Annotated in this window: 19 protein-coding genes; 13 read left to right on the top strand and 6 right to left on the bottom strand. The window is 65.1% G+C overall.

Going from position 1 to position 19528, the window contains the following annotated elements:
• Positions 1-8: 8 nt before the first annotated feature.
• From otnK to AC19YX_RS02960, 5 genes are all read left to right on the top strand, one after another.
• Complete coding sequence (gene otnK / locus AC19YX_RS02980) at positions 9-1301, top strand: 3-oxo-tetronate kinase (RefSeq protein ID WP_421547057.1); 1293 nt, start codon at positions 9-11, stop codon at positions 1299-1301.
• A gap of 20 nt (positions 1302-1321) precedes the next feature.
• Positions 1322-1960: a 3-oxo-tetronate 4-phosphate decarboxylase gene (gene otnC, locus AC19YX_RS02975; protein WP_078471552.1), complete on the top strand. Its 639-nt coding sequence runs from the start codon at positions 1322-1324 to the stop codon at positions 1958-1960.
• A gap of 176 nt (positions 1961-2136) precedes the next feature.
• Positions 2137-3597, top strand: a complete 1461-nt coding sequence (locus AC19YX_RS02970) for a GntT/GntP/DsdX family permease (protein WP_201130679.1) — start codon at positions 2137-2139, stop codon at positions 3595-3597.
• 21 nt (positions 3598-3618) lie between these two features.
• Positions 3619-4401: a 2-oxo-tetronate isomerase gene (gene otnI, locus AC19YX_RS02965; protein WP_500605628.1), complete on the top strand. Its 783-nt coding sequence runs from the start codon at positions 3619-3621 to the stop codon at positions 4399-4401.
• Positions 4402-4470: 69 nt separating this feature from the next.
• Positions 4471-5547, top strand: coding sequence for an alpha/beta fold hydrolase (locus AC19YX_RS02960; RefSeq protein WP_500605627.1), 1077 nt, complete (start codon positions 4471-4473; stop codon positions 5545-5547).
• An 89-nt stretch (positions 5548-5636) separates the two neighbouring features.
• Here AC19YX_RS02960 and AC19YX_RS02955 read toward each other — a convergent pair whose 3' ends face one another.
• Positions 5637-6443 (bottom strand): DeoR/GlpR family DNA-binding transcription regulator, encoded by an 807-nt coding sequence (locus AC19YX_RS02955; RefSeq protein ID WP_078471369.1) that lies wholly within the window; start codon positions 6441-6443, stop codon positions 5637-5639.
• Positions 6444-6602: 159 nt separating this feature from the next.
• Here AC19YX_RS02955 and AC19YX_RS02950 point away from each other — a divergent pair, with 159 nt between their 5' ends.
• The gene (locus AC19YX_RS02950; protein ID WP_421547054.1) at positions 6603-6938 is read left to right on the top strand and encodes a hypothetical protein; all 336 of its coding nucleotides are present in this window, start codon (positions 6603-6605) and stop codon (positions 6936-6938) included.
• Here AC19YX_RS02950 and AC19YX_RS02945 read toward each other — a convergent pair whose 3' ends face one another.
• On the bottom strand, positions 6939-7262 hold the full coding sequence (locus AC19YX_RS02945) for a hypothetical protein (RefSeq protein ID WP_421547053.1): 324 nt from the start codon (positions 7260-7262) through the stop codon (positions 6939-6941).
• Between the two features lie 59 nt (positions 7263-7321).
• Positions 7322-7753 (bottom strand): SPOR domain-containing protein, encoded by a 432-nt coding sequence (locus AC19YX_RS02940; protein ID WP_500605626.1) that lies wholly within the window; start codon positions 7751-7753, stop codon positions 7322-7324.
• Between the two features lie 360 nt (positions 7754-8113).
• Here AC19YX_RS02940 and fabV point away from each other — a divergent pair, with 360 nt between their 5' ends.
• From fabV to AC19YX_RS02910, 6 genes are all read left to right on the top strand, one after another.
• Positions 8114-9310, top strand: coding sequence for an enoyl-ACP reductase FabV (gene fabV / locus AC19YX_RS02935; RefSeq protein ID WP_020298331.1), 1197 nt, complete (start codon positions 8114-8116; stop codon positions 9308-9310).
• A 268-nt stretch (positions 9311-9578) separates the two neighbouring features.
• The gene (locus AC19YX_RS02930; protein WP_078471365.1) at positions 9579-10277 is read left to right on the top strand and encodes an AzlC family ABC transporter permease; all 699 of its coding nucleotides are present in this window, start codon (positions 9579-9581) and stop codon (positions 10275-10277) included.
• The gene (locus tag AC19YX_RS02925) at positions 10277-10588 is read left to right on the top strand and encodes an AzlD domain-containing protein (protein WP_020298333.1); all 312 of its coding nucleotides are present in this window, start codon (positions 10277-10279) and stop codon (positions 10586-10588) included. The genes AC19YX_RS02930 and AC19YX_RS02925 overlap by 1 nt, the downstream gene beginning before the upstream one ends.
• A gap of 53 nt (positions 10589-10641) precedes the next feature.
• Positions 10642-11631, top strand: coding sequence for an SMI1/KNR4 family protein (locus tag AC19YX_RS02920; RefSeq protein WP_500605625.1), 990 nt, complete (start codon positions 10642-10644; stop codon positions 11629-11631).
• Entirely contained in the window at positions 11628-12587 is a 960-nt protein-coding gene (locus AC19YX_RS02915; RefSeq protein ID WP_500605624.1) for an NUDIX domain-containing protein, read from the top strand. The genes AC19YX_RS02920 and AC19YX_RS02915 overlap by 4 nt, the downstream gene beginning before the upstream one ends.
• Before the next feature lie 179 nt (positions 12588-12766).
• The gene (locus tag AC19YX_RS02910) at positions 12767-15343 is read left to right on the top strand and encodes a bifunctional diguanylate cyclase/phosphodiesterase (RefSeq protein WP_500605623.1); all 2577 of its coding nucleotides are present in this window, start codon (positions 12767-12769) and stop codon (positions 15341-15343) included.
• Between the two features lie 3 nt (positions 15344-15346).
• On the opposite strand, the gene AC19YX_RS02905 is transcribed toward AC19YX_RS02910, so the two are convergent.
• Both AC19YX_RS02905 and AC19YX_RS02900 read right to left on the bottom strand, forming a co-directional pair.
• Positions 15347-16759, bottom strand: a complete 1413-nt coding sequence (locus AC19YX_RS02905) for a DUF2252 domain-containing protein (protein WP_421547049.1) — start codon at positions 16757-16759, stop codon at positions 15347-15349.
• A 163-nt stretch (positions 16760-16922) separates the two neighbouring features.
• Positions 16923-17480 (bottom strand): hypothetical protein, encoded by a 558-nt coding sequence (locus tag AC19YX_RS02900; protein WP_500605622.1) that lies wholly within the window; start codon positions 17478-17480, stop codon positions 16923-16925.
• Positions 17481-17695: 215 nt separating this feature from the next.
• Here AC19YX_RS02900 and AC19YX_RS02895 point away from each other — a divergent pair, with 215 nt between their 5' ends.
• Positions 17696-18622 (top strand): pyridoxal-phosphate dependent enzyme, encoded by a 927-nt coding sequence (locus tag AC19YX_RS02895; RefSeq protein ID WP_201130689.1) that lies wholly within the window; start codon positions 17696-17698, stop codon positions 18620-18622.
• On the opposite strand, the gene AC19YX_RS02890 is transcribed toward AC19YX_RS02895, so the two are convergent.
• Positions 18616-19431, bottom strand: coding sequence for an AraC family transcriptional regulator (locus tag AC19YX_RS02890; RefSeq protein ID WP_078471358.1), 816 nt, complete (start codon positions 19429-19431; stop codon positions 18616-18618). The genes AC19YX_RS02895 and AC19YX_RS02890 overlap by 7 nt on opposite strands.
• Between the last annotated feature and the right edge of the window lie 97 nt (positions 19432-19528).

Here is a 19528-nt window from a genome sequence, read left to right as displayed (position 1 = left end):
ACCGCCCCATGAGCCCGACCCTTTCCCGCCCGTTGCTGGGCTGCATCGCCGATGACTTCACCGGCGCCACTGACCTGGCCAACATGCTGGTGCGCGGCGGCATGCGCACGGTGCAAAGCATCGGCATCCCCAGTCGCGAAGTGGCGGCGGAGCTGGATGCCGACGCCATCGTCATCGCCCTCAAATCCCGCACCACGCCGGTCAATGACGCGGTGGCCGAGTCCCTCGCCGCCCTGAATTGGCTGCGCGAGCAAGGTTGCGAGCAGATCTTCTTCAAGTACTGCTCGACTTTCGATTCCACCGCCGCCGGCAATATCGGCCAGGTCAGCGAGGCCTTGCTCAAGGCCCTGGGCAGTGACTTCACCCTGGCCTGCCCGGCATTTCCGGAGAACGGCCGGACCCTTTTCCGTGGCCACCTGTTTGTCCAGGACCAGTTGCTCAGCGAGTCGGGCATGCAGCATCACCCGTTGACGCCGATGACCGACGCCAATCTGGTGCGCGTGCTGCAATCCCAGACCACGCAGAAGGTTGGCCTGTTGCGTTACGACAGCATCGCCCAGGGCGTCGAGGCGGTCCGGACGAGGATCGCCGAACTGCGGGCCCAGGGCGTGGGCATGGCCATCGCCGATGCGCTGTCCGACCAGGACCTCTATACCCTGGGAGCCGCCTGCGCCGACCTGCCGTTGCTGACCGGTGGCTCGGGGTTGGCCCTGGGCCTGCCGGAGAACTTCCGCCGGGCCGGCAAGCTGCGAGACTTCGATGTGTCGAGCCTGCCGACCGTGGCCGGTGGCGAAGTGGTCCTGGCCGGCAGTGCCTCGGTGGCGACCATTGGCCAGGTTGCGGCCTGGCTTGAAGCCGATCGCCCGGCCCTGCGCATCAATCCGATGGCCCTGGCGGCCGGTGAACCGGTGGTGGCGCAAGCCCTGGCCTTTGCCCGCGAGCACCAGCACACCGTGTTGATCTACGCCACCAGCACCCCGGACGAGGTCAAGGCGGTGCAGCAGCAACTGGGTGTCGAGCGTGCCGGGGCCCTGGTGGAAAATGCTCTGGGCGAGATCGCCAAGGGGCTGCGCCAGGCTGGCGTGCGGCGCTTTGTGATTGCCGGTGGCGAAACTTCCGGTGCAGTGGTCAAGGCCCTGGGCGTGCAGCTGTTGCAGATCGGCGCGCAGATCGACCCAGGCGTGCCGGCCACTGTCAGCGGGGGCGACGAGCCGCTGGCCCTGGCCTTGAAATCCGGCAACTTCGGCGGTCGGGATTTCTTCGCCAAGGCCCTCAAGCAACTGGCTGGAGATGCCCAATGAGCACCGCAGTCAAAAGCGCCCTGAGCAAGGAAAACGCCCTGCGCGAAGAGATCTGCGACGTCGGTCGCAGCCTCTATCAGCGCGGCTATACCGTGGGCAGCGCGGGCAATATCAGTGCGCGCCTGGACGATGGCTGGCTGATCACCCCGACCGATGTCTGCCTCGGGCGCCTGGACCCGGCGGCCATCGCCAAGGTCAACCTGGCGGGGGAGTGGGTGTCCGGCGACAAGCCGTCCAAGACCCTGGCCCTGCATCGCCAGGTCTACGATCGCAACCCGGGCGTGGGCGGGGTCGTGCACACCCATTCCACGCACCTGGTGGCACTGACCCTGGCCGGTGTCTGGCAGGCGGATGACATCCTGCCGCCGCTGACCCCGTACCAGGTAATGAAGGTCGGGCACATCCCGTTGATCGGTTACCAGCGCCCCGGTTCGCCGAAGGTCGCCGAGCAGGTTGCGCAACTGGCCAACCGAGTGCGTGGCGTGATGCTTGAGCGCCTGGGTCCGGTGGTCTGGGAAAGCTCGGTGTCCAGGGCCAGCTACGCCCTGGAAGAACTCGAAGAAACCGCGCGCCTGTGGCTGATGACCCAGCCCCGGCCGGAACCGCTGAGCCAGGCGGCCCTGGACGAGTTGCGCGAGACCTTCGGTGCCGCCTGGTAGGGCACCGGTATTCACTTGACCCAACGTAAATGCAGGCAGGCCATGGGAGACGCGTTGCGACTCCAGTGGAGACCGGTCTGCCTGAAAAACAATAACAACAGGACTTCACCCATGACGTATCCCGACTGCAGTCTCGTTAACACACTACCCCTGGTCTGCGACGGAGGGCTGGCATCATGAGCCCGCTGATCCTGATGCTGATCGCCGGCGTGGGCATCGCCATGCTGTTGTTCCTGGTGCTCAAGTACAAGTTCCAGCCCTTTGTCGCGCTGATGCTGGTGAGCATCCTGGTGGCGCTGGTGGCCGGGGTCAAACCGGCAGACCTGGTGGCCACCATTGAAGGCGGCATGGGCAAGACCCTGGGCCACATCGCGATCATCATTGCCCTGGGCGCGATGATCGGACGCATCATCGAGCTTTCCGGTGGTGCCGAGGCCCTGGCCAAGACCCTGATCGAACGCTTCGGCAACCGCCGTACGCCGCTGGCGCTGACCATTGCCGGCTTCATCATCGGCGTGCCGGTGTTCTTCGAGGTCGGGGTCATCATCCTGATGCCGCTGGCCTATGGCCTGGCCCGCAAGGCGCGCAAGCCGCTGCTGATCTTCGCCCTGCCGATGTGTGCGGCGCTGCTCACCGTGCACGCGTTCCTGCCGCCTCATCCGGGCGCCGTGGCCGCCGCCAGCCAACTGGGCGCGGACCTGGGCCGGGTGCTGATGTTCGGCCTGCCGCTGACCGCTTTCCTGTGCTACGTCGGCTACCGTGTGGCCGGGCGCATGACCCGTCGCTTCTACCCGATGACCGACGATATCCGTGCGGAAGTCTATGGCCCCCATGTCACCAACGCCGACCTCGAAGCCTGGAACAACGGCTCCAGCCAAACCAGCGCCCAGGCCACTGCGGCCGTGTCCCACATGGGCCTGGAAGAGTCCACCAGCAGCATCGTATCCAAGCTGCCGCCGGCGCCACCACCGGGTTTCGGCCTGATCGTCAGCCTGATTCTGCTGCCGATCATCCTGATTCTCCTGGGCACCCTGGCCACTTCGCTGTTGCCCCCAGAGTCGACCTTGCGCGGGATCATGACCGTGCTCGGCGCGCCCCTGGTGGCGCTGTTGATCGACACCTTGCTCTGTGCCTGGCTGCTGGGTTCGCGTCGCGGCTGGAGCCGTTCCCAGGTGTCGGATGTGATCGGTTCGGCCCTGCCGGGCGTGGCCATGGTGATCCTGATCGCCGGTGCCGGCGGTGTGTTCGGCAAGGTCCTGGTGGACACCGGGATCGGTGCCGTGGTCTCCGACATGTTGCGCACCACCGGCCTGCCGGTGCTGGCCCTGGGCTTTTTGCTGACCATGCTGCTGCGTGCGGTGCAAGGTTCGACCACCGTAGCCCTGGTGACCACCGCCGGGATCATCGCGCCGCTGATCGCGACCCTCAACCTGACCCCCAACCACATGGCCCTGCTGTGCCTGGCCATGGGCGGTGGCGGGTTGGCGATGTCCCACATCAACGACGCCGGCTACTGGATCTTCACCAAGCTGGCCGGGCTTAATGTCGCCGACGGCCTGCGTACCTGGACCGTGATCACCACCTTGCTCGGCACCTTGGGTTTCTTGATTACCCTGTTGATCTGGCCTTTTGTCTGACCCTTTGTCCCAGGAGTTAACATGCCTCGTTTTGCTGCCAACCTCAGCATGCTCTACCCGGAACACGAGTTTCTCGACCGTTTCGCCGCCGCCGCGGCCGATGGTTTCGAAGCGGTGGAGTACCTGTTTCCGTACGACTACAGCGCCCAGGAACTCAAGCAGCGCCTGAGCGACAACGGCCTGGTCCAGGCCTTGTTCAACGCGCCACCGGGCGACTGGGCGGCGGGCGAGAGGGGCACCGTGAGCCTGCCCGGGCGCGAGAGCGAATTCCGCGCCGGTTTCGACCGCGCCCTGGAATACGCCGCCGTGCTGGGCAACTCGCGGATCCACGTGATGGCCGGCTTGCTGCCGTCCGAAAGCGACCGCGCGCGGCACCACGGCGTGTACCTGGAAAACCTGGCCTATGCCAGTGCCCAGGCGGGCAAGGTCGGGATCACGGTATTGCTCGAACCGATCAATACCCGTGACATGCCGGGCTTTTTCCTCAATCGCCAGGACCAGGCCCAGGCCATCTGCCGGGAAGTCGGGGCCAGCAACCTCAAGGTGCAGTTCGACTGCTACCACTGCCAGATCGTCGAAGGCGACCTGGCGGTCAAGCTGCGTCGGGATTTTTCCGGCATTGGCCATATCCAGATCGCCGGCGTGCCGGACCGTCACGAGCCGGACCTCGGGGAGCTGAACTACCCGTACCTGTTCAACCTCATCGACGAGCTGGGGTATGACGGCTGGATCGGCTGTGAATACCGCCCACGGGGCGACACCTCGGCCGGCCTGCAATGGCTGCGCGACTGGAAGGCCCGCTAAACCCTCGATGCCCCCCCTGTGCGCCGCTCGCGCAGGGGCTCCCAGAACAAAAACAACAGGACTCATCCCATGCAGCGCTTCGCTTCCCGGCCCGCTATCGGGCTGCTGTTTTCCCTGCTTTTCGCCGGCTCCACCCTCAGCGCCGCGCCCTTGCCGGCGGCCACCGAAGGAGACTGGGTAGCCCCCGAGTTCACCTTCCATAGCGGTGAAAAGCTGGCCAACCTGAAACTGCACTACATCACCCTCGGCAATCCGAAAAACCCGGCCATCCTCTACCTGCACGGCACCTACCGCCCTGGCAGCGATGTGCTGAGCAAGGATTTTGGCGGCGAACTGTTCGGCCCCGGCCAGCCGCTGGACGCCAGCAAGTACTACATCATTTCCACCGATGGCATCGGCGTCGGCCAGTCGAGCAAACCCTCGGACGGGCTGCGCACCAAATTCCCCGCGTACAACTACGCGGACATGGTCCAGGCCCAATACCGGCTGGTGACCGAGGGCCTGGGGGTCAAGCATCTGCGGCTGGTCATCGGCAATTCCATGGGTGGCATGCAGACCTGGATGTGGGGCCAGACCTGGCCGCAGATGATGGATGCCCTGGTGCCCATGGCTGCGCAGCCGACCGAGATGTCGTCGCGCAACTGGATGATGCGCCGGCTGCTGGTGGAGTCGATCAAGCAGGACCCGGCCTGGAACAACGGTAACTACAGCGCCCAGCCGCCGTCCCTGCGCCTGGCCAATGCGCTGTTCAGCGTCGGCACCAGCGGCGGCACCCTGGCGTATCAGGCGGCTGCACCGACCCGGGCCCTGGCCGACAAACTGGTGGATGAACGCCTCGCCGCCGCGCAAAGCGCCGACGCCAATGACTTTATCTACCAGTGGCAATCGTCCGCCGACTACAACGCGGCCCCGGGCCTCGGCAAAATCCAGGCCCCGGTGCTGGCGATCAACTCGGCTGATGACGAGCGCAACCCGCCGGAAACCGGAACCCTGGAAGCCTCGCTGCGCCAGCTCAAGAACGCGCAGCTAGTGCTGATCCCGGCCAGCGCCGAGACCCGCGGCCACGGCACCACCGGCATGGCCAGGTTCTACGCCAGGGAGCTGGGCCAGTTCATGCAACAAACCGAAAAAGCCCACCCCCTGTAGCCGCTGCCGAGGCATGAGGCTGCGCTGGCCGGGGCTGTCGCCGTGGTGTGTCAGGTGTATGGATGTCGCGTGAGCGGCTACAGGGTCGTTTACTCGGGGAGCAGCAGCTCGACGCCTTGTTTGCGAATCCCGTCTGCTGCTGCCGGGGCCAGGGCGGCGTCGCTGATGATGACGTCGAACTGCTCCAGGCCGGCGATGCGGTACATGCTGAAGGTGCCGTATTTCGAACTGCTGGCCACCAGCACCACCTGGGACGCCGACTGCATGGCCACCTGCTTGACCTCGACCTTCAGCGCCGAAGGAGTGGTGATGCCACGGCGCAGATCCCAGGAACTGGTGGACATAAAGGCAATGTCGGTCACCATCTGGCGCAGGGTGGTCACGGCCAGGCCGCCGACGCAGGAATGGTTGGAGTGGTCGAGCTGGCCACCGGTGTGGATCACCGTCACCTGCGGCGCCTCCATCAACGCTTGCACCACCCCGAAGTCATTGGTGACCACGGTCATGCCCGAGAGGGCCTTGATGTAGGGCACGATTTCCAGGGTGCTGGTGCCTGCATCCAGGTACACCGTCATGTCCGGGCGCAACAGGCGGGCGGCCAATTTGGCCATGGCCTGCTTCTGCGGCAGCTCGACCACCGCCTTGGACTGGTGGCTTGGCTCGCTGTGCAACTGGCTGGCGATGCGCACCCCACCGGTTACCGAATAGGCCCGGCCTTCCTGCTCCAGCAGGGCGATATCGCGGCGCACGGTCATGTGCGAGCAATCGAACATTTCCATCAACTGATGCACGCTCAGCACCTGGTGCTTGCGCAACTGACGCAGGATCTGCTCGCGACGTTGCTCCGGAATCATCGGCGCGCCATTGTCGGTGGCGATGTCCTTGGGATTGGGCATTCGGGCTCCAGGGTGGCTTGACTGCACAGGCAGGAAAACGGGAAGACATAGTAGCGAATCCCACACCTACGGACGAGGGATTGTGCCGTGCCGCTGAGGTTTTTTCAGGGGCCAGGTTATGATCCCCAACCCCTGAAATTGTTCCGAGGACCTGCCCCCATGTGCACCCCGCAAAACTACTGCAACGGCCGCCTGCGCATCAGCCTGGAACCTCGGGAAATGCGCATGAGCCACTGGCTCTATGGGCCCAAGGTCGAGGACCTGAGCCAGGGCCGGGTGCTGCTGGATCTGAGCGCCGGGCAATGGGACTTGCTGGCGGCGGATGAGTCGGCATTGGGCCTCGATCTGCGCCTGCGCAAGTACCCCGGGGATCGCCGGGAAGTGACCCTGAACATTCACCTGGCCGACCTGAGCCTGTGGCTCGATGGCCAGGCGGTCGCCGAGGCTGAGCTGGAGGCGGCGCTGGATGCCGCCCTCGACCGACCCCAGGGCTAGTCAGCCCGTGGTCGCCTCGATCAGTTGCGCATAGGCCTGGGCTTCCAGTTCGCCGCTGCCGCTGATGGCTTCGCCGGTTTCGTTGTACAGCGCAAAGTCATGCTGTTCGTCGCCGATGCTGGCGGCGCCGTCCAGGCCCAGCAACAGGCTGTACAACTGGTCGGTCAAGGCGCCATCAATTACCGCCAGGACCTGGGCCTTCTGGTGCGCGGTCAGCGCCAGGGCCTGCAACTGCTGGCCGACCTGGGTCTGGTCGTCGTGCAGGCTGTGCAGGTAGTGGTCTTTTTGCTTTTTGCAGTTGGCGACCAGGGTCTTGGCATCCATCGGCGAGGGCTCCTTGTGCTAGCAAGTACGAGGCTGAGGTAGGGGGGAGGTGAGCGAGTTCAAGCGTCTTCCCGAGGCAGGGTTCCCAGCAGTTCGCGGGCGCCAAAAATCGCCGGGCCGCTGACGAACACGCGAAACCGCGGGTCGTCGGGGCCGCCGTAGGGAATCCGGTCCTGGGTGGGATTGAGTCCCGCCGCGTGCAGCTCGGCATACAACTGGTCGGCCCGGGCCTGGCTGCGGAAAAAACCGACGCAGTGGTTATGGGGCAATTCCAGTATCAGTTGCAGAAAGTAGCGACAGGCCTGGTCTTCATCCTTGGACACATACTCCGGCGGCTCCGCCTGGCCGCGTTCGGTGTAGAACACGCGCCATTGCGGGCCGTGCCTGACCAGGCAGAAGGCGTCGGAGGCGCCCCGGTCGGAGCCAATGCTGTACGAGCGTGGGTTGCAGCCGGCGTCATGCAGCAGTTTTGCCAGTACTTGGGTATCCATGACGCGAGTGTTTTCCTTGGGCTTCATTCGGGGCTGACGCGGGCAAGGCGCGTCAGGTGGGCCATTGTGGCCAATCCGCGATCGGCTCGATAGCCCGGCGTGCTTCGGGATTTTCGCGCGCGGCACCCCGTGGGCGCAGGGTAACTGGTAGAGTTTCGCCGCTTGCGGCTACGCAATCCGGGTCCGGGGCACTAGAATCCCCGGGTTGTACCCACCGTGATCAGTTGAATAACGAGTCTAAATTGGCTGCATTGCCAATCTCGCCGTGACGCGAAGGCGTTCCGAGCGTCTATGAACTTGAACTCGTGACACTGCTACAGCCCGTATTGGCTCTTGGCATATTGAATTTGGAGATTGTGTATGGTCATCAAACCCCGCGTTCGCGGCTTTATCTGTGTGACGACCCACCCGGTCGGCTGCGAGGCCAACGTCAAGCAACAGATCGACTACGTCACTGAACAGGGCGCCATCGACGCTGGGCCAAAGAACGTACTGGTGCTCGGCGCATCCACCGGCTACGGCCTGGCGGCGCGGATTACCGCGGCCTTCGGTTGCGGCGCCAACACCCTGGGGGTGTTCTTCGAGCGCGGCAGCGTTGACGGCAAGCTCGGCACCGCCGGCTGGTACAACACCGCCGCTTTCCACAAATTTGCCGAAGAAAAAGGCCTGTACGCCAAGAGCATCAACGGTGATGCGTTCTCCGATGCGGTCAAGGCCGAGACCATCGAGACCATCAAGCGTGACCTGGGCAAGATCGACCTGGTGGTCTACAGCCTGGCTGCGCCGCGCCGTACCCACCCGAAAACCGGCGAAGTCCTGAGCTCGACCCTCAAGCCGCTGGGCAAGTCGGTGACCCTGCGCGGTGTGGACACCGACAAGGAAATCGTCAAGGAAACCACGCTGCAGCCTGCGACCCAGGAAGAAATCGACGGCACTATCGCGGTCATGGGTGGCGAAGACTGGCAGATGTGGATTGACGCGCTGCACGACGCCGGCGTGCTGGCCGAAGGCGCGAAAACCACCGCCTTCACCTACCTGGGCGAGAAGCTGACCCACGACATCTACTGGAACGGTTCCATTGGCGAAGCCAAGAAGGACCTGGACCACAAGGTCATCGGCATGCGCAAGCAACTGGCAGACCTGCACGGCGACGCCCGCGTATCGGTGCTCAAGGCCGTGGTGACCCAGGCCAGCTCGGCGATCCCGATCATGCCGCTGTACCTGTCGCTGCTGTTCAAAGTCATGAAAGAGCAGGGCAGTCACGAAGGTTGCATCGAACAGGTTTACGGTCTGTATAAAAACAGCCTCTACGCCGAGACTCCGGTGATCGACCAGGAAGGCCGCCTGCGTGCCGACTACAAGGAACTGGAGCCGCAAGTCCAGGACCGGGTCAAGGCGCTGTGGGACCAGGTCACCAGCGAAAACCTCTATGAAATGACCGACTTTGTCGGCTACAAGCAAGAGTTCCTGCGCCTGTTCGGGTTCGAGATCCCGGGTGTCGACTACGAAGCCGACGTCGATCCGGACGTGAAGATCGCCAATCTGGTGCAAATGTAAGCCGCACCGTCTTGCGCGTGACCCCCAACGCCCCTCCCTCGTGAGGGGCGTTGTCATTTGTGGCCGTTGCCTTAACCGGGTTGCCCATGACACCCCACGGCGCCCTTGAGGGCCAAGCAGCGACACGCGTTTTTTGTAGCCGCTGCCGCAGGCAGCGCTGGTCCGACACCGGCGGCGTCCGCCATCACGCGTAAATGCGCAAGATTGTTCAAGCCAATAGCCTCCGGGGCTGGCACAGTCGCTGTCCATTTAGGGAATGCAGGGTTCTATGTCCAGCCAGCTTTTGCCGCGCGCCGCCTTTGTGCGCGGTGCCATTGCCATCATTCCGCTGTCCCTGGCGACCGCGCCCTGGGGGCTGCTCGCCGGGTCCATGGCCATCGAGGCCAATCTCACGCCGCTGCAAGGGCAGGGGCTGTCGGGCATCGTGTTTGCCGGTGCCGCGCAATTGGTGGCGATCGGCATGCTCAAGGGCGGTGCGGGGATTTTCTCGATTCTGCTGACCACCTTGCTCCTGACCTCCCAGCACTTGCTCTACGGCATGAGCCTGCGTTCGGTGATTTCGCCCTTGCCGGGGCGCTGGCGCATGGGGCTGGGCTTTTTGCTTACCGACGAGTTGTTCGCCTTGATCAGCGCCCATGACCGGGAGCAGTTCAACCGCTGGTACGCCCTGGGCGTGGGCCTGACCTTTTACGTGGCCTGGAACCTGTTCACCCTGGCCGGCATCGTCCTCGGCAAGAGCATTCCCGGGCTGGAGCACCTGGGCCTGGACTTTTCCATCGCCGCGACCTTTATCGCCCTGATCACGCCCCTGGTGCGCAACGTGCCGACCGTGGTCTGTGTCGCCGTCTCGCTGTTCTGCTCGGTGCTCTTCAGCTACTGGCAGTGGGGGTCGGCGCTGGTTCTGTCGGGGCTGGCGGGCATGACCGCAGGCTTTATCTGCAACAAGCTGTATCGGGAGCGCACATGATGGTCTGGGCAGTGATTTTCGGCATGGGGTTCCTGGTCTTCCTCAACCGCTACGTGTTTCTCGAACCGCGCCTGCCGCTGCGCCTGGGCAGCAACGCCCGGCAGTTTCTCGGCTTTGCCGTACCGGGCATGCTGACCGCGATCTGCGGGCCGATCGTGTTCATGCCCGACCACCAGTTGAACCTGCAATGGCACAACCCGTACCTGCTCAGCTCGCTGGTGGCCATCGCGCTGGTGGTTTTCACTCGCAACACCTTGCTCAGCATGTTGTTGAGCATGGCGTTCTTTTTTCTGCTGCGCTGGTGGATGTGAAGAGCGGTTGAGGTAGCCTTGGCGCCTGCCTTTTACCGCAAGGGATGCACTGGATGAGCGAGCTGCTGCACGATATCGACCTGGCGAGTTTCTGGGAGCCGAACACAAGCGGCGACAGCCATGACCAGCCTCCGGACGATCAGCTGATCGCCGAGCTGGAACAGACCCTGGGCTACCGCCTGCCGGCGTCCTATATCGCCTTTATGAAACGCCACAATGGCGGCCGGCCCCAACTGAGCTGCTTCCCCACCGAGGAGTGGACGTCCTGGGCCGAGGACCATTGCGCCATCGACAGCTTCCTCAGCATCGGCCGCCGCCAGCGCTCGTCGTTGGGGGGGGAGCACGGCAGCCGGTTCATGATCGAGGAGTGGGGCTACCCGGACCTCGGCGTCTACATCTGCAACTGCCCCTCGGCCGGGCACGACATGATCGCCCTCGACTACCGCGAGTGCGGCCCGCAAGGTGAGCCGCAGGTGGTGCACGTCGATCAGGAAGGCGATTACCAGGTGACGGTCCTCGCCCGCAACTTCGAGGCATTCGTCCGTGGCCTGGTGTCGCCCGAGGTCTATGACACCTCGGAGCAGGACTATCTCGATGACCGGCTGAAGGTCTGCGAGGCGCCGTTTTCCGAGGTGCTGGGCGAATTGATCAGGCATTTCCACGGGCTGCCCGACACCGGCGCGGCGATCCGCCGGGTGGCGTTGCAGATCGTCGAGCAGAAACGTTATTTCGCCCTGCACGCCGACCCCTTGTCGCAGCTGCTGTACGACCTGCAGTTCTGGCTCTACCAGAGTCGGCATCCGGTGCAGACCCAGGAGCAATACCTGGCCATCTACAGCGAGATGATCGCCTTCGGCAAAGGCTTCGGCACCGGCGGTTATGCCCCCGGGTTTATCACCGACTGGTGGGCCGCCCGGGTTGAGGGCGGGCAACTGCGGCAGGGCGATGCAGGTTTTGCCCTGACCCAGGCTCATATCAACCGCATGCTCGAGCAACTGGCAGAGGTGCCGAGCCATACCGACCTGAACAAGGACCTTGCATGAGTCAGCCCCGGGTACAGATCACCGACGAACAGTTGCTCTCGGACAACTGGTACATCCTCAAGAAGTACAGTTTCAACCTGCAGCGCCGCGACGGCAGCTGGCAGGCGCAGACCCGCGAGGTGTATGACCGCGGCAATGGCGCGACCATCCTTCTGTACAACCTGGCGCAGCGCACCGTGCTCCTGACCCGCCAGTTCCGCATGCCGGCGTTCGTCAATGAGCACAGCGGGTTTCTGATCGAGGCGGCGGCCGGGTTGCTGGACAACGCCAGCCCCGAGCAGCGGATCCGCCAGGAGGCCGAGGAAGAGACCGGCTACCGGGTGCAGGCGGTGGAAAAAATCTTCCAGGCCTTCATGAGCCCGGGCTCGGTCACCGAGCGTATCCACTTCTTCATCGGCCAGTACCAGGCCCGGGACCGCATCGGCGACGGCGGTGGGCTGGAGGAGGAGGGCGAGGACATCGAAGTCCTGGAACTGGGCTTCGAGCAGGCCCTGGCCATGGTCAAGTCCGGCGAGATCATCGATGGCAAGACCATCATGCTCTTGCAGTACCTGGAGTTGCACCTGATGGCGCCGCGCAGCCTGATGATCCTGGTCGCCGGCCCGTACCGCGCCGGCACCGACGATGACCCGGCACGCCTGGCGGCCAACGTCGAGGCCATGGAGCAATGCGCCGCCGACCTGCTCAAGGCCGGGCATTTTCCCGTGCTGGGGGAGTGGGTGGCGTTGCCCATGACCCGTTTGGCGGGTTCCCGCGCGGTGGGCGACGAACTGTACAACGCCCATTTCCACGCTTACGCCGAAGGCCTGTTGCAACGCTGCGACGCGGTGCTGCGCATCGGTGGCCCCTCGGCGGGCGCCGACCGTATGGTGGCCCATGGTGAGCAGTTGGGCTTGCCGATCTACCGTGGGCTGGAGCAGGTCCCGCCATTCGTGGCGGCCACCGCAGAGGCCTGACCCTCATCTTCGCCGGGGTCCGGACGCAAGACCGGGCGTCGGCCAGGGTGGGTCGTGGCCGGGTTTCTGCAATTTGCACACTGGCTCGCGGAAAAAACTGTCTATCGTCAAAGGGCAGGTGAGAGCAGCACCAGGGTCGCCGAGGTTGGCGGCGGTGTCGCGCTCGCACCCGGAGGATTATGGACAATCTCAGCGTCGACCCCGAGCAACGACCCGCGACCCGGACCTCCAACCTGTCCCTGACCCGCGCCACCCTGCTGGGCTGTTCGTTACTGTTGCTGGCGATCTTTCTGCTCACCAGCGGCCTGCTGATCTATATCGCCCTGGGCCAGAACCGCGAGGCCGAGGCGCACAACCGTTTCGATATCGACAAGGCGCTGCAGGTTTTCGATAAATCCGCGCGTTCCACGGTCAAGGACTATGCCTTCTGGGGCGACGCCTACCGATACCTGCACCAGAGCGTCGATACCGACTGGGCATTTGGCCGGCAGAACCTGGGGTCGACGCTGTTCAGCGACCTGGGCTTTGACGGCGTGTTCGTGCTCGACCCAAGCAATCGCCCGGTGTATTCGCTGATCGAGGGCCGGTTGCAGACCGCCGCTCCACCGGATTGGCTCCGCGATATCCCACCGCAGTTGCTGGAGCGCGCACGCCAGAGTGCGTCCAGCGATGAAGCGACCAGTCGCTTTGTCGACCTGCAAGGCACCCCGGCCCTGATGGCTGCCGCGGCCCTGACCCCAGGCACCGATCCAACGGTCGAGGCCGACAACGGGCCGGCCTCGGTGCTGGTGTTCGTCGCGCGCCTGGGGCCTGAGCGCCTGGCGGCCCTGGGTCAGGATTTTGGTGTCGAGCAGTTGCACGTCGGCGGTACGCAGGCCGACCTGCCCGCGCTGCGCCTGCCCGACGCCGCCGGGGTGCTGCAATGGGTGCCGGCGCGGCCCGGGCAGCAGTTGCTGGTGCTGGTCTTGCCGCTGCTCGGCATCGCCGGGCTGGTGTTTGCCCTGATGACCGCCTTTATCCTGCGCCGGGCCACGGCGGCGGCCCGGGCCATGGATGCCCACTACAACTCGTTGCAGGCCAGCCGCTGGGCATTGGCGGCCAGCGAGGAGCGCTTTCGCGATGTGGCCGAGGCGGCTTCCGACTGGATCTGGGAACTCGACGGGCAACTGCGTTTTACCTACCTCTCCGAGCGCTTTGAAACCATCACCGGCCTGTCTCGCACCACCTGCCTGGGGCGTCCGGTGGATGAGGTGCTGACCTCCGACCAGGGGCCCTTGTCGCAATGGTTCAAGGACCATGCACGGCGAGCCAATGCCATCGTCCAGTGCAACTACTTCGCGGGGGATGGCCAGCCACGGATCTGCCGCCTGTCGGTGCGCGAGATGGAGGGCCGGGGCTATCGTGGCACCGCCAGTGACATCACCGAAGAAGTCGAGGCCCGCAGGCGCATCGAATACCTGTCCCAGCACGATGCCTTGACCGGCCTGGCTAACCGCTCGCGGATGCAGGAGTTCATCGAGGGCAAGCTCAAGGCCACGCCGACCCTGGAGGAACCACTGCTGATGCTGAGCATCGACCTCGATCGCTTCAAACCGGTCAACGACCTGCTCGGGCATGCCGCCGGGGATCTGGTGCTGAACCAGGTCTCCCAGCGCCTGCAGCAGTGCCTGCGCAGCGACGACCTGGTGGCACGCATCGGCGGCGACGAGTTTGTGCTGGTGGTGGCCGGCATGCGTTCCCAGGACGAAGTCGAGAGCCTGTGCCGGCGCCTGATCGAACGCATCGAGGAGCCGTTCCAGATCGCCGAGCACGAAGTGTTTATCAGCGCCAGCATCGGCATCGCCATGGCCCCGGCCGACGCCATCCTGGCCGAGGAGCTGCTGCGCTACGCCGATATCGCGCTGTATGAAGCCAAGGACGCCGGGCGCGCCACCTGGCGCTTTTATGCCGGTGACATGAACGCGCGGATCATCGAGCGCCGCCAGCTCGAAAGCGACCTGCGCCACGCGATCAAGCATGGCGAGCTGCGCCTGGACTTCCAACCGCGCTACCGCATCGAGGGCCAGCGGCTGGCCGGGGCCGAGGCGCTGGTGCGCTGGCAGCATCCGCAGCGCGGGCTGCTGGGGCCGGATCGGTTTATCCATATCGCCGAGGAAACCGGCTTGATCCTGCCCCTGAGCAACTGGGTGCTGCAGCACGCCTGCGAGGCGGCGGCGAGTTGGCCGGAAGAGGTGATGATCTCGGTCAACCTATCGCCCACCGAATTCCAGCGCGGGCACCTGGTGGCGCGGGTCAAGGCGGTGCTGGCCGAGACCGGGCTGAACCCGGCGCGCCTGGAGCTGGAGCTGACCGAAAGCGTGATGCTCGACGATGCCCAGGGTGCGCTGGTCATCATGCAGGGCCTCAAGGCCCTGGGGGTGCGGCTGCTGATGGACGATTTCGGCACTGGCTACTCGTCCCTGAGTTACCTGCGCTCGTTCCCGTTCGACGGCCTGAAGATCGATCGCAGTTTCGTCGGTGGCCTGACCGCCAGCGGCGGCGACCATTCGATCATCCAGGCGATTGTCGGCCTGGGCCGCGCGCTGTCGCTGACGGTCACCGCCGAGGGCGTGGAAACCATCGATCAGTTGCAGGCGCTGGGCGCCATCCGTTGTGACGAGGCCCAGGGGTTCTACCTCAACCAGCCGATGGATGCCCAGGCCATCAAGGCCCTGCTGGGCGCCCGGGACCCGGCCGCAGACACCACACCCAACTGAGGTTCAAGGCAGATGGTCGGCGGCAAAGTCCGCCTCTGAACGCGCCTGCAAACGGCCCTTGCGACAGGCTTGCTGGAAGCGTTCGAAGTCGCGCTCGTTTTGCGTGGCATAGGCCTTGGCGTACTGCCACAGGGCCTCGGCCAGGGTCTCGCTCTTGCCGATGTAGCCGCTGATCAGCGGCGCCTGCCCCGAGGCCTTGGCGTGGGCCCGAGCCAGGGCCCGGCCGCAGATCCGCGCGTAGGCGCCGAAGGTCTCGGCGTCGAAGGTTTCCAGTTCCGCCGAGACCTTCATGTCGCGCAGTTGGCGCACGTAGAAATGCCGGCCATTGGGCCCGGTGGTCCAGCCCAGGAACAGGTCGCTGGCCGACTGCATCAGGCGCTGGCCCTCGACCACGCGCTGGCCGTTATGGCTGGGGCGCGATTTGCCGCGCACGTAGCCGGCCAGCACCGAACGCCGGGCTTCCTTGAATTGCAGGAACAGCGGCCGCTCCTGGTCGTCGGTCAGCAGCGACACCAGGCAGCGGGTGCCGACACTGCCCACGCCCACCACCTTGAACGCCAGGTCGCGAGCCTTGAAGCGCGCCAGCAGGTCGCGCCGGTCGGCCTGCAAGGTGCCGCGATAGTCGCGCATCAAGGTCTCGTACAGCGGCCGCCAGTCCCCCAGGCGCATCCAGTCATCGTCAGCGTCGAGCAGGGTGGTGTTCTTGTGCAGGTGGAAGATTTCCGGCAGATCGTCGCGAATCCGCAGGCGGCCACGGGCATCGCGCTCGCTGATCTTGGGCAGCAGCTCGGCGTGGGTGCGCCGCTCGGCCTTGTCCATGGCGCGTTGCACGTGCTCCAGGGTGGCGCGGTTGGACTGCGCCTGTTCCAGCAGGTCTTCATAGGTCAGGGCGTCGTACCAGATATCCAGCGCGCTTTCCCCGGCGCAGTTGGCCATGCTGCGCTGGTAGGCGCCCACCAGTTGCCGGCACAGTTCTTCCTCGACCGCTTCGCCGTGGCGCAGGTCGCGGGCGGCGATCAGAAAACTCGCCACCAGGCGCTTGAGGTCCCACTCCCAGGGCCCGGGGTGGACTTCATCGAAGTCGTTGACGCTGAACAGCAGGTTGCGTTCCGGGGTGGCGAAACCGCCGAAATTCATCAGGTGGCAATCGCCGCAGATGGTCGAGGACAGCCCCATGTCGGGGGTGGTGGAAAGGTCATGGGCCTGGAGCAGGGCATTGCCGCGATAAAAGGTGAAGGGCGAGACCAGCATGCGCCCGTAGCGCAACTCCACCAGCGAGCGCACCCGGCCCTGGCTTGAGGCTTCGATCAGTGGCAGCGGGTCGCGCTTGATCTTGCCGGGGGCGGCCTGGCTGCTGCGCGGGCATTGCTTGCGGGCTTGCTTGCCGAGTTTCAGACGGTCGTCGACGCTGCTCATGGGGGGCGGGTTTCCGGGGGGCGGGGCAGTTGCCGCTTGGCAGCGCGCCGAGGGCCGACGGCCTTCGGCATCGCTGATAACGGCGGGAGGTTGGATGAAACGCTAGCAGGAATCCGCCGCTTGGCCAGGGCCCCGCGCTGCTCCAGGCGCGACGGGCCAGGGCTTAGCGCGATGGCAGGTCGCGGCGGTAAATCGTCAACTCGTTATTGCTGGCCAGGACCAGGATCGTGCCGCAGGGAGAAAAGCCGAAGGCGCGCATTTCCCGTTCGATCGCCAGTTTGTGCATGACGCCAGGCCGGTCGTGGAGGTTGCCGTACAGCCAGGAGCCCGGCTCCACCAGAAGCAGATGCTGTTCCGGCCAGCACAGGGTCACGCTTTCGACCATCCAGCCATCGCTGGTGCCCAGCAGCAGGCCACCGCCGTTGATGCCGCTCATGCGCAGGATCTTGCCGTCCAGCGGGCCGATGCCTGGGGTTTCCAGGTGCAGGTCGCTGTCGAAACCTTCGCGGTAGTCGCGGGCGATTTTCTCGCCGCTGTGGCAGTCGATCACGCTGCGCCCTGCGCTGGACGTCACCAGCAGCAACGGCAGGTCGCGGTCGAAACCCACTTCCAGCAGACTGCCGGCGGCCATCTCGGTGACGAGCTTCCAGGGCAGCGGCGCGGGGCTGAGCGGCATCTGCGCGACCTTGTGGCGTATGGCATCGAGGGAGTCTTGGGGCATATCGAATAGTCCGCTGGGCAAGGGGGCGATGGTGGTGGCCGGCGCCGGGCCGGTTAGGGGAGCCGGCGCGGGTCAGGGCACCCCGGGGGGCGAAAGCAAGGCCGCCCATGCATTTACCAGACTCGGGGCCGGGCCTGCAATTTTTTACAAGCCGGGGGCGGTATCGACTCAGTAGCCTGGGGGTCTATTTCCTGTTGTCAAAAAAGGCTGATCCGATGCTGCATATCCGCACCCCGTTGATTCTTCACCCCGGCCTTTCGAGCCCGACCCGGCGCATCTGGCTCAAGCTGGAAAACCTGCAACCCAGCGGCTCGTTCAAGATGCGCGGCATGGGCCTGATGTGCAGCCAGGCGGCGGAGCAGGGCAAGCGTCGCGTGATCTGTGCCTCGGGTGGCAATGCCGGGCTGGCCACGGCCGTGGCGGCCACCCGCCTGGGCCTGGGCGCCTGCATCGTGGTGCCCGATACCACCTCGCCGATGACCCGGCAACGGATCGCCGCCATCGGCGCCGAAGTGATCGTCCACGGCTCGGTCTGGGACCAGTCCAACCAACTGGCCCTGGAGCTGGCCGAAGACCCGCACAGCCAGTACGTGCCGGCCTTCGATCACCCGATCCTGTGGCAGGGGCACAGCAGCATGGTCGATGAAATCCTCGAAGACTGCCCCCAGGTCGACACCCTGGTCGCCTCGGTGGGCGGTGGTGGCCTGCTTGCCGGGCTGCTCACCGGGCTCAAGCGCCATGGCCGCACCGATTGCCGCATCGTCGCCTGTGAAACCCAAGGCGCGGCGTCCTTTGCCGCAGCGCTCGCGGCCGGGCATCCGGTGCAGTTGGATGAGGTCAAGACTGTCGCCAGCACCCTGGCCGCACGTCAGGTGGCACTCGGGCCGGTGCAGATGATCGCTGAGTTCCAGCACCGCAGCGTGGTGCTGTCGGATGCCGAGGCGATCATGGGCGTGGTGCGCTACGCCGATGATCTGCGGCAATTGGTCGAACCCTCCTGCGGCGTGTCGCTGGCGGTGGCCTACCTCGATCACCCGGCCCTGGCCGAAGCCCGGGATGTGGTGATTGTGGTGTGCGGCGGGGTGAGTATCAGCGCGCAGCAGGTTGTCGACTGGCAGGTGCCTGCCGCCACCCATCAGTAATCCGACGGCGCGACCTTGTAGGCCAGCTTGAACGCCCGGTTGAAGTGGCTCTGGTCGTAAAAACCGACCTCGGCCGCGACCTGGGCGATGCTCTGGCGCCCGCTGGCGAGCAAGCGGCAGGCGCTTTCCAGGCGCAGCCGCAGCAGCCAGGCGTAGGGCGTGATGCCGGTGGTCTTGGAAAACCGCCGCAGAAACTGAAAGCGGCTCAGCCCGCAGAGACCGGCCAGGTCCTCCAGGCTGATCTTCTGCGCCAGGTGCGCGTGGCAGAAATCCAGCAGCGTGGCCCATTGTCGGTGGCCGAGTTTTTCATCGATCGCCTCCGGCTTGACGCTCTGGGAGTGCTCCAGCAGTGACTTGACCAGGTGCAGCAATTGCTCATCGGTGGCCAGGGCCGACATCGATGAGTTGCCCGCCAGGCTCTGGTGCACCAACGCCAACTGCTGCCACCACTGGGGCGCGCGAATCAGCGCCGGCCGCAGGTGCAGCGGCTGATCGTCGCCACTGATGTCCCGGACCATGGCCGTCATCAGCTCGGCGCTGATGCGAAATGTCTTCAGGGTGTGAATCGCGCCACTGGCGGTATCGCCCGCGCCGTCGTGGATTTCGTGGGCCGGCATGAACGACACCGAACCCCGCTCCAGGCACGCCGACGTGCCGCGATAACCAATCTTCTCCATGCCCCGGGTCACCAGGCCGACGTGAAAGTCGAGGTGGAAGTGGCGCTTGAAACAAAAACCGCCGAGGTCGGCTTCACCCAGCACCAGCCCCGGGGTTTGCGTGACCTGATGGTATTGAACGCGGCCTGGCATGGGGGACTCTGGGGTTTTCTCGGGGCGGGGGAGCGATCATAAACCAGCCGGGGCAGGGCGCGACACCTGCAGATTACGGAGTGCAAGGCAGGGTTTG

The sequence above is a fragment of the Pseudomonas sp. MF09150 genome (assembly GCF_059862355.1).
Note: the sequence above shows the minus strand (reverse complement) of the source record. Positions and strands in the feature narration are given on the sequence as shown.

Coding starts and splice junctions, on each gene's coding strand:
- otnK (WP_421547057.1), top strand. CDS start 9: ATGAGCCCGACCCTTTCCCGCCCGTTGCTGGGCTGCATCGCCGATGAC.
- AC19YX_RS02970 (WP_201130679.1), top strand. CDS start 2,137: ATGAGCCCGCTGATCCTGATGCTGATCGCCGGCGTGGGCATCGCCATG.
- otnI (WP_500605628.1), top strand. CDS start 3,619: ATGCCTCGTTTTGCTGCCAACCTCAGCATGCTCTACCCGGAACACGAG.
- AC19YX_RS02960 (WP_500605627.1), top strand. CDS start 4,471: ATGCAGCGCTTCGCTTCCCGGCCCGCTATCGGGCTGCTGTTTTCCCTG.
- AC19YX_RS02955 (WP_078471369.1), bottom strand. CDS start 6,443: ATGCCCAATCCCAAGGACATCGCCACCGACAATGGCGCGCCGATGATT.
- AC19YX_RS02950 (WP_421547054.1), top strand. CDS start 6,603: ATGTGCACCCCGCAAAACTACTGCAACGGCCGCCTGCGCATCAGCCTG.
- AC19YX_RS02945 (WP_421547053.1), bottom strand. CDS start 7,262: ATGGATGCCAAGACCCTGGTCGCCAACTGCAAAAAGCAAAAAGACCAC.
- AC19YX_RS02940 (WP_500605626.1), bottom strand. CDS start 7,753: ATGGATACCCAAGTACTGGCAAAACTGCTGCATGACGCCGGCTGCAAC.
- fabV (WP_020298331.1), top strand. CDS start 8,114: ATGGTCATCAAACCCCGCGTTCGCGGCTTTATCTGTGTGACGACCCAC.
- AC19YX_RS02930 (WP_078471365.1), top strand. CDS start 9,579: ATGTCCAGCCAGCTTTTGCCGCGCGCCGCCTTTGTGCGCGGTGCCATT.
- AC19YX_RS02925 (WP_020298333.1), top strand. CDS start 10,277: ATGGTCTGGGCAGTGATTTTCGGCATGGGGTTCCTGGTCTTCCTCAAC.
- AC19YX_RS02920 (WP_500605625.1), top strand. CDS start 10,642: ATGAGCGAGCTGCTGCACGATATCGACCTGGCGAGTTTCTGGGAGCCG.
- AC19YX_RS02915 (WP_500605624.1), top strand. CDS start 11,628: ATGAGTCAGCCCCGGGTACAGATCACCGACGAACAGTTGCTCTCGGAC.
- AC19YX_RS02910 (WP_500605623.1), top strand. CDS start 12,767: ATGGACAATCTCAGCGTCGACCCCGAGCAACGACCCGCGACCCGGACC.
- AC19YX_RS02905 (WP_421547049.1), bottom strand. CDS start 16,759: ATGAGCAGCGTCGACGACCGTCTGAAACTCGGCAAGCAAGCCCGCAAG.
- AC19YX_RS02900 (WP_500605622.1), bottom strand. CDS start 17,480: ATGCCCCAAGACTCCCTCGATGCCATACGCCACAAGGTCGCGCAGATG.
- AC19YX_RS02895 (WP_201130689.1), top strand. CDS start 17,696: ATGCTGCATATCCGCACCCCGTTGATTCTTCACCCCGGCCTTTCGAGC.
- AC19YX_RS02890 (WP_078471358.1), bottom strand. CDS start 19,431: ATGCCAGGCCGCGTTCAATACCATCAGGTCACGCAAACCCCGGGGCTG.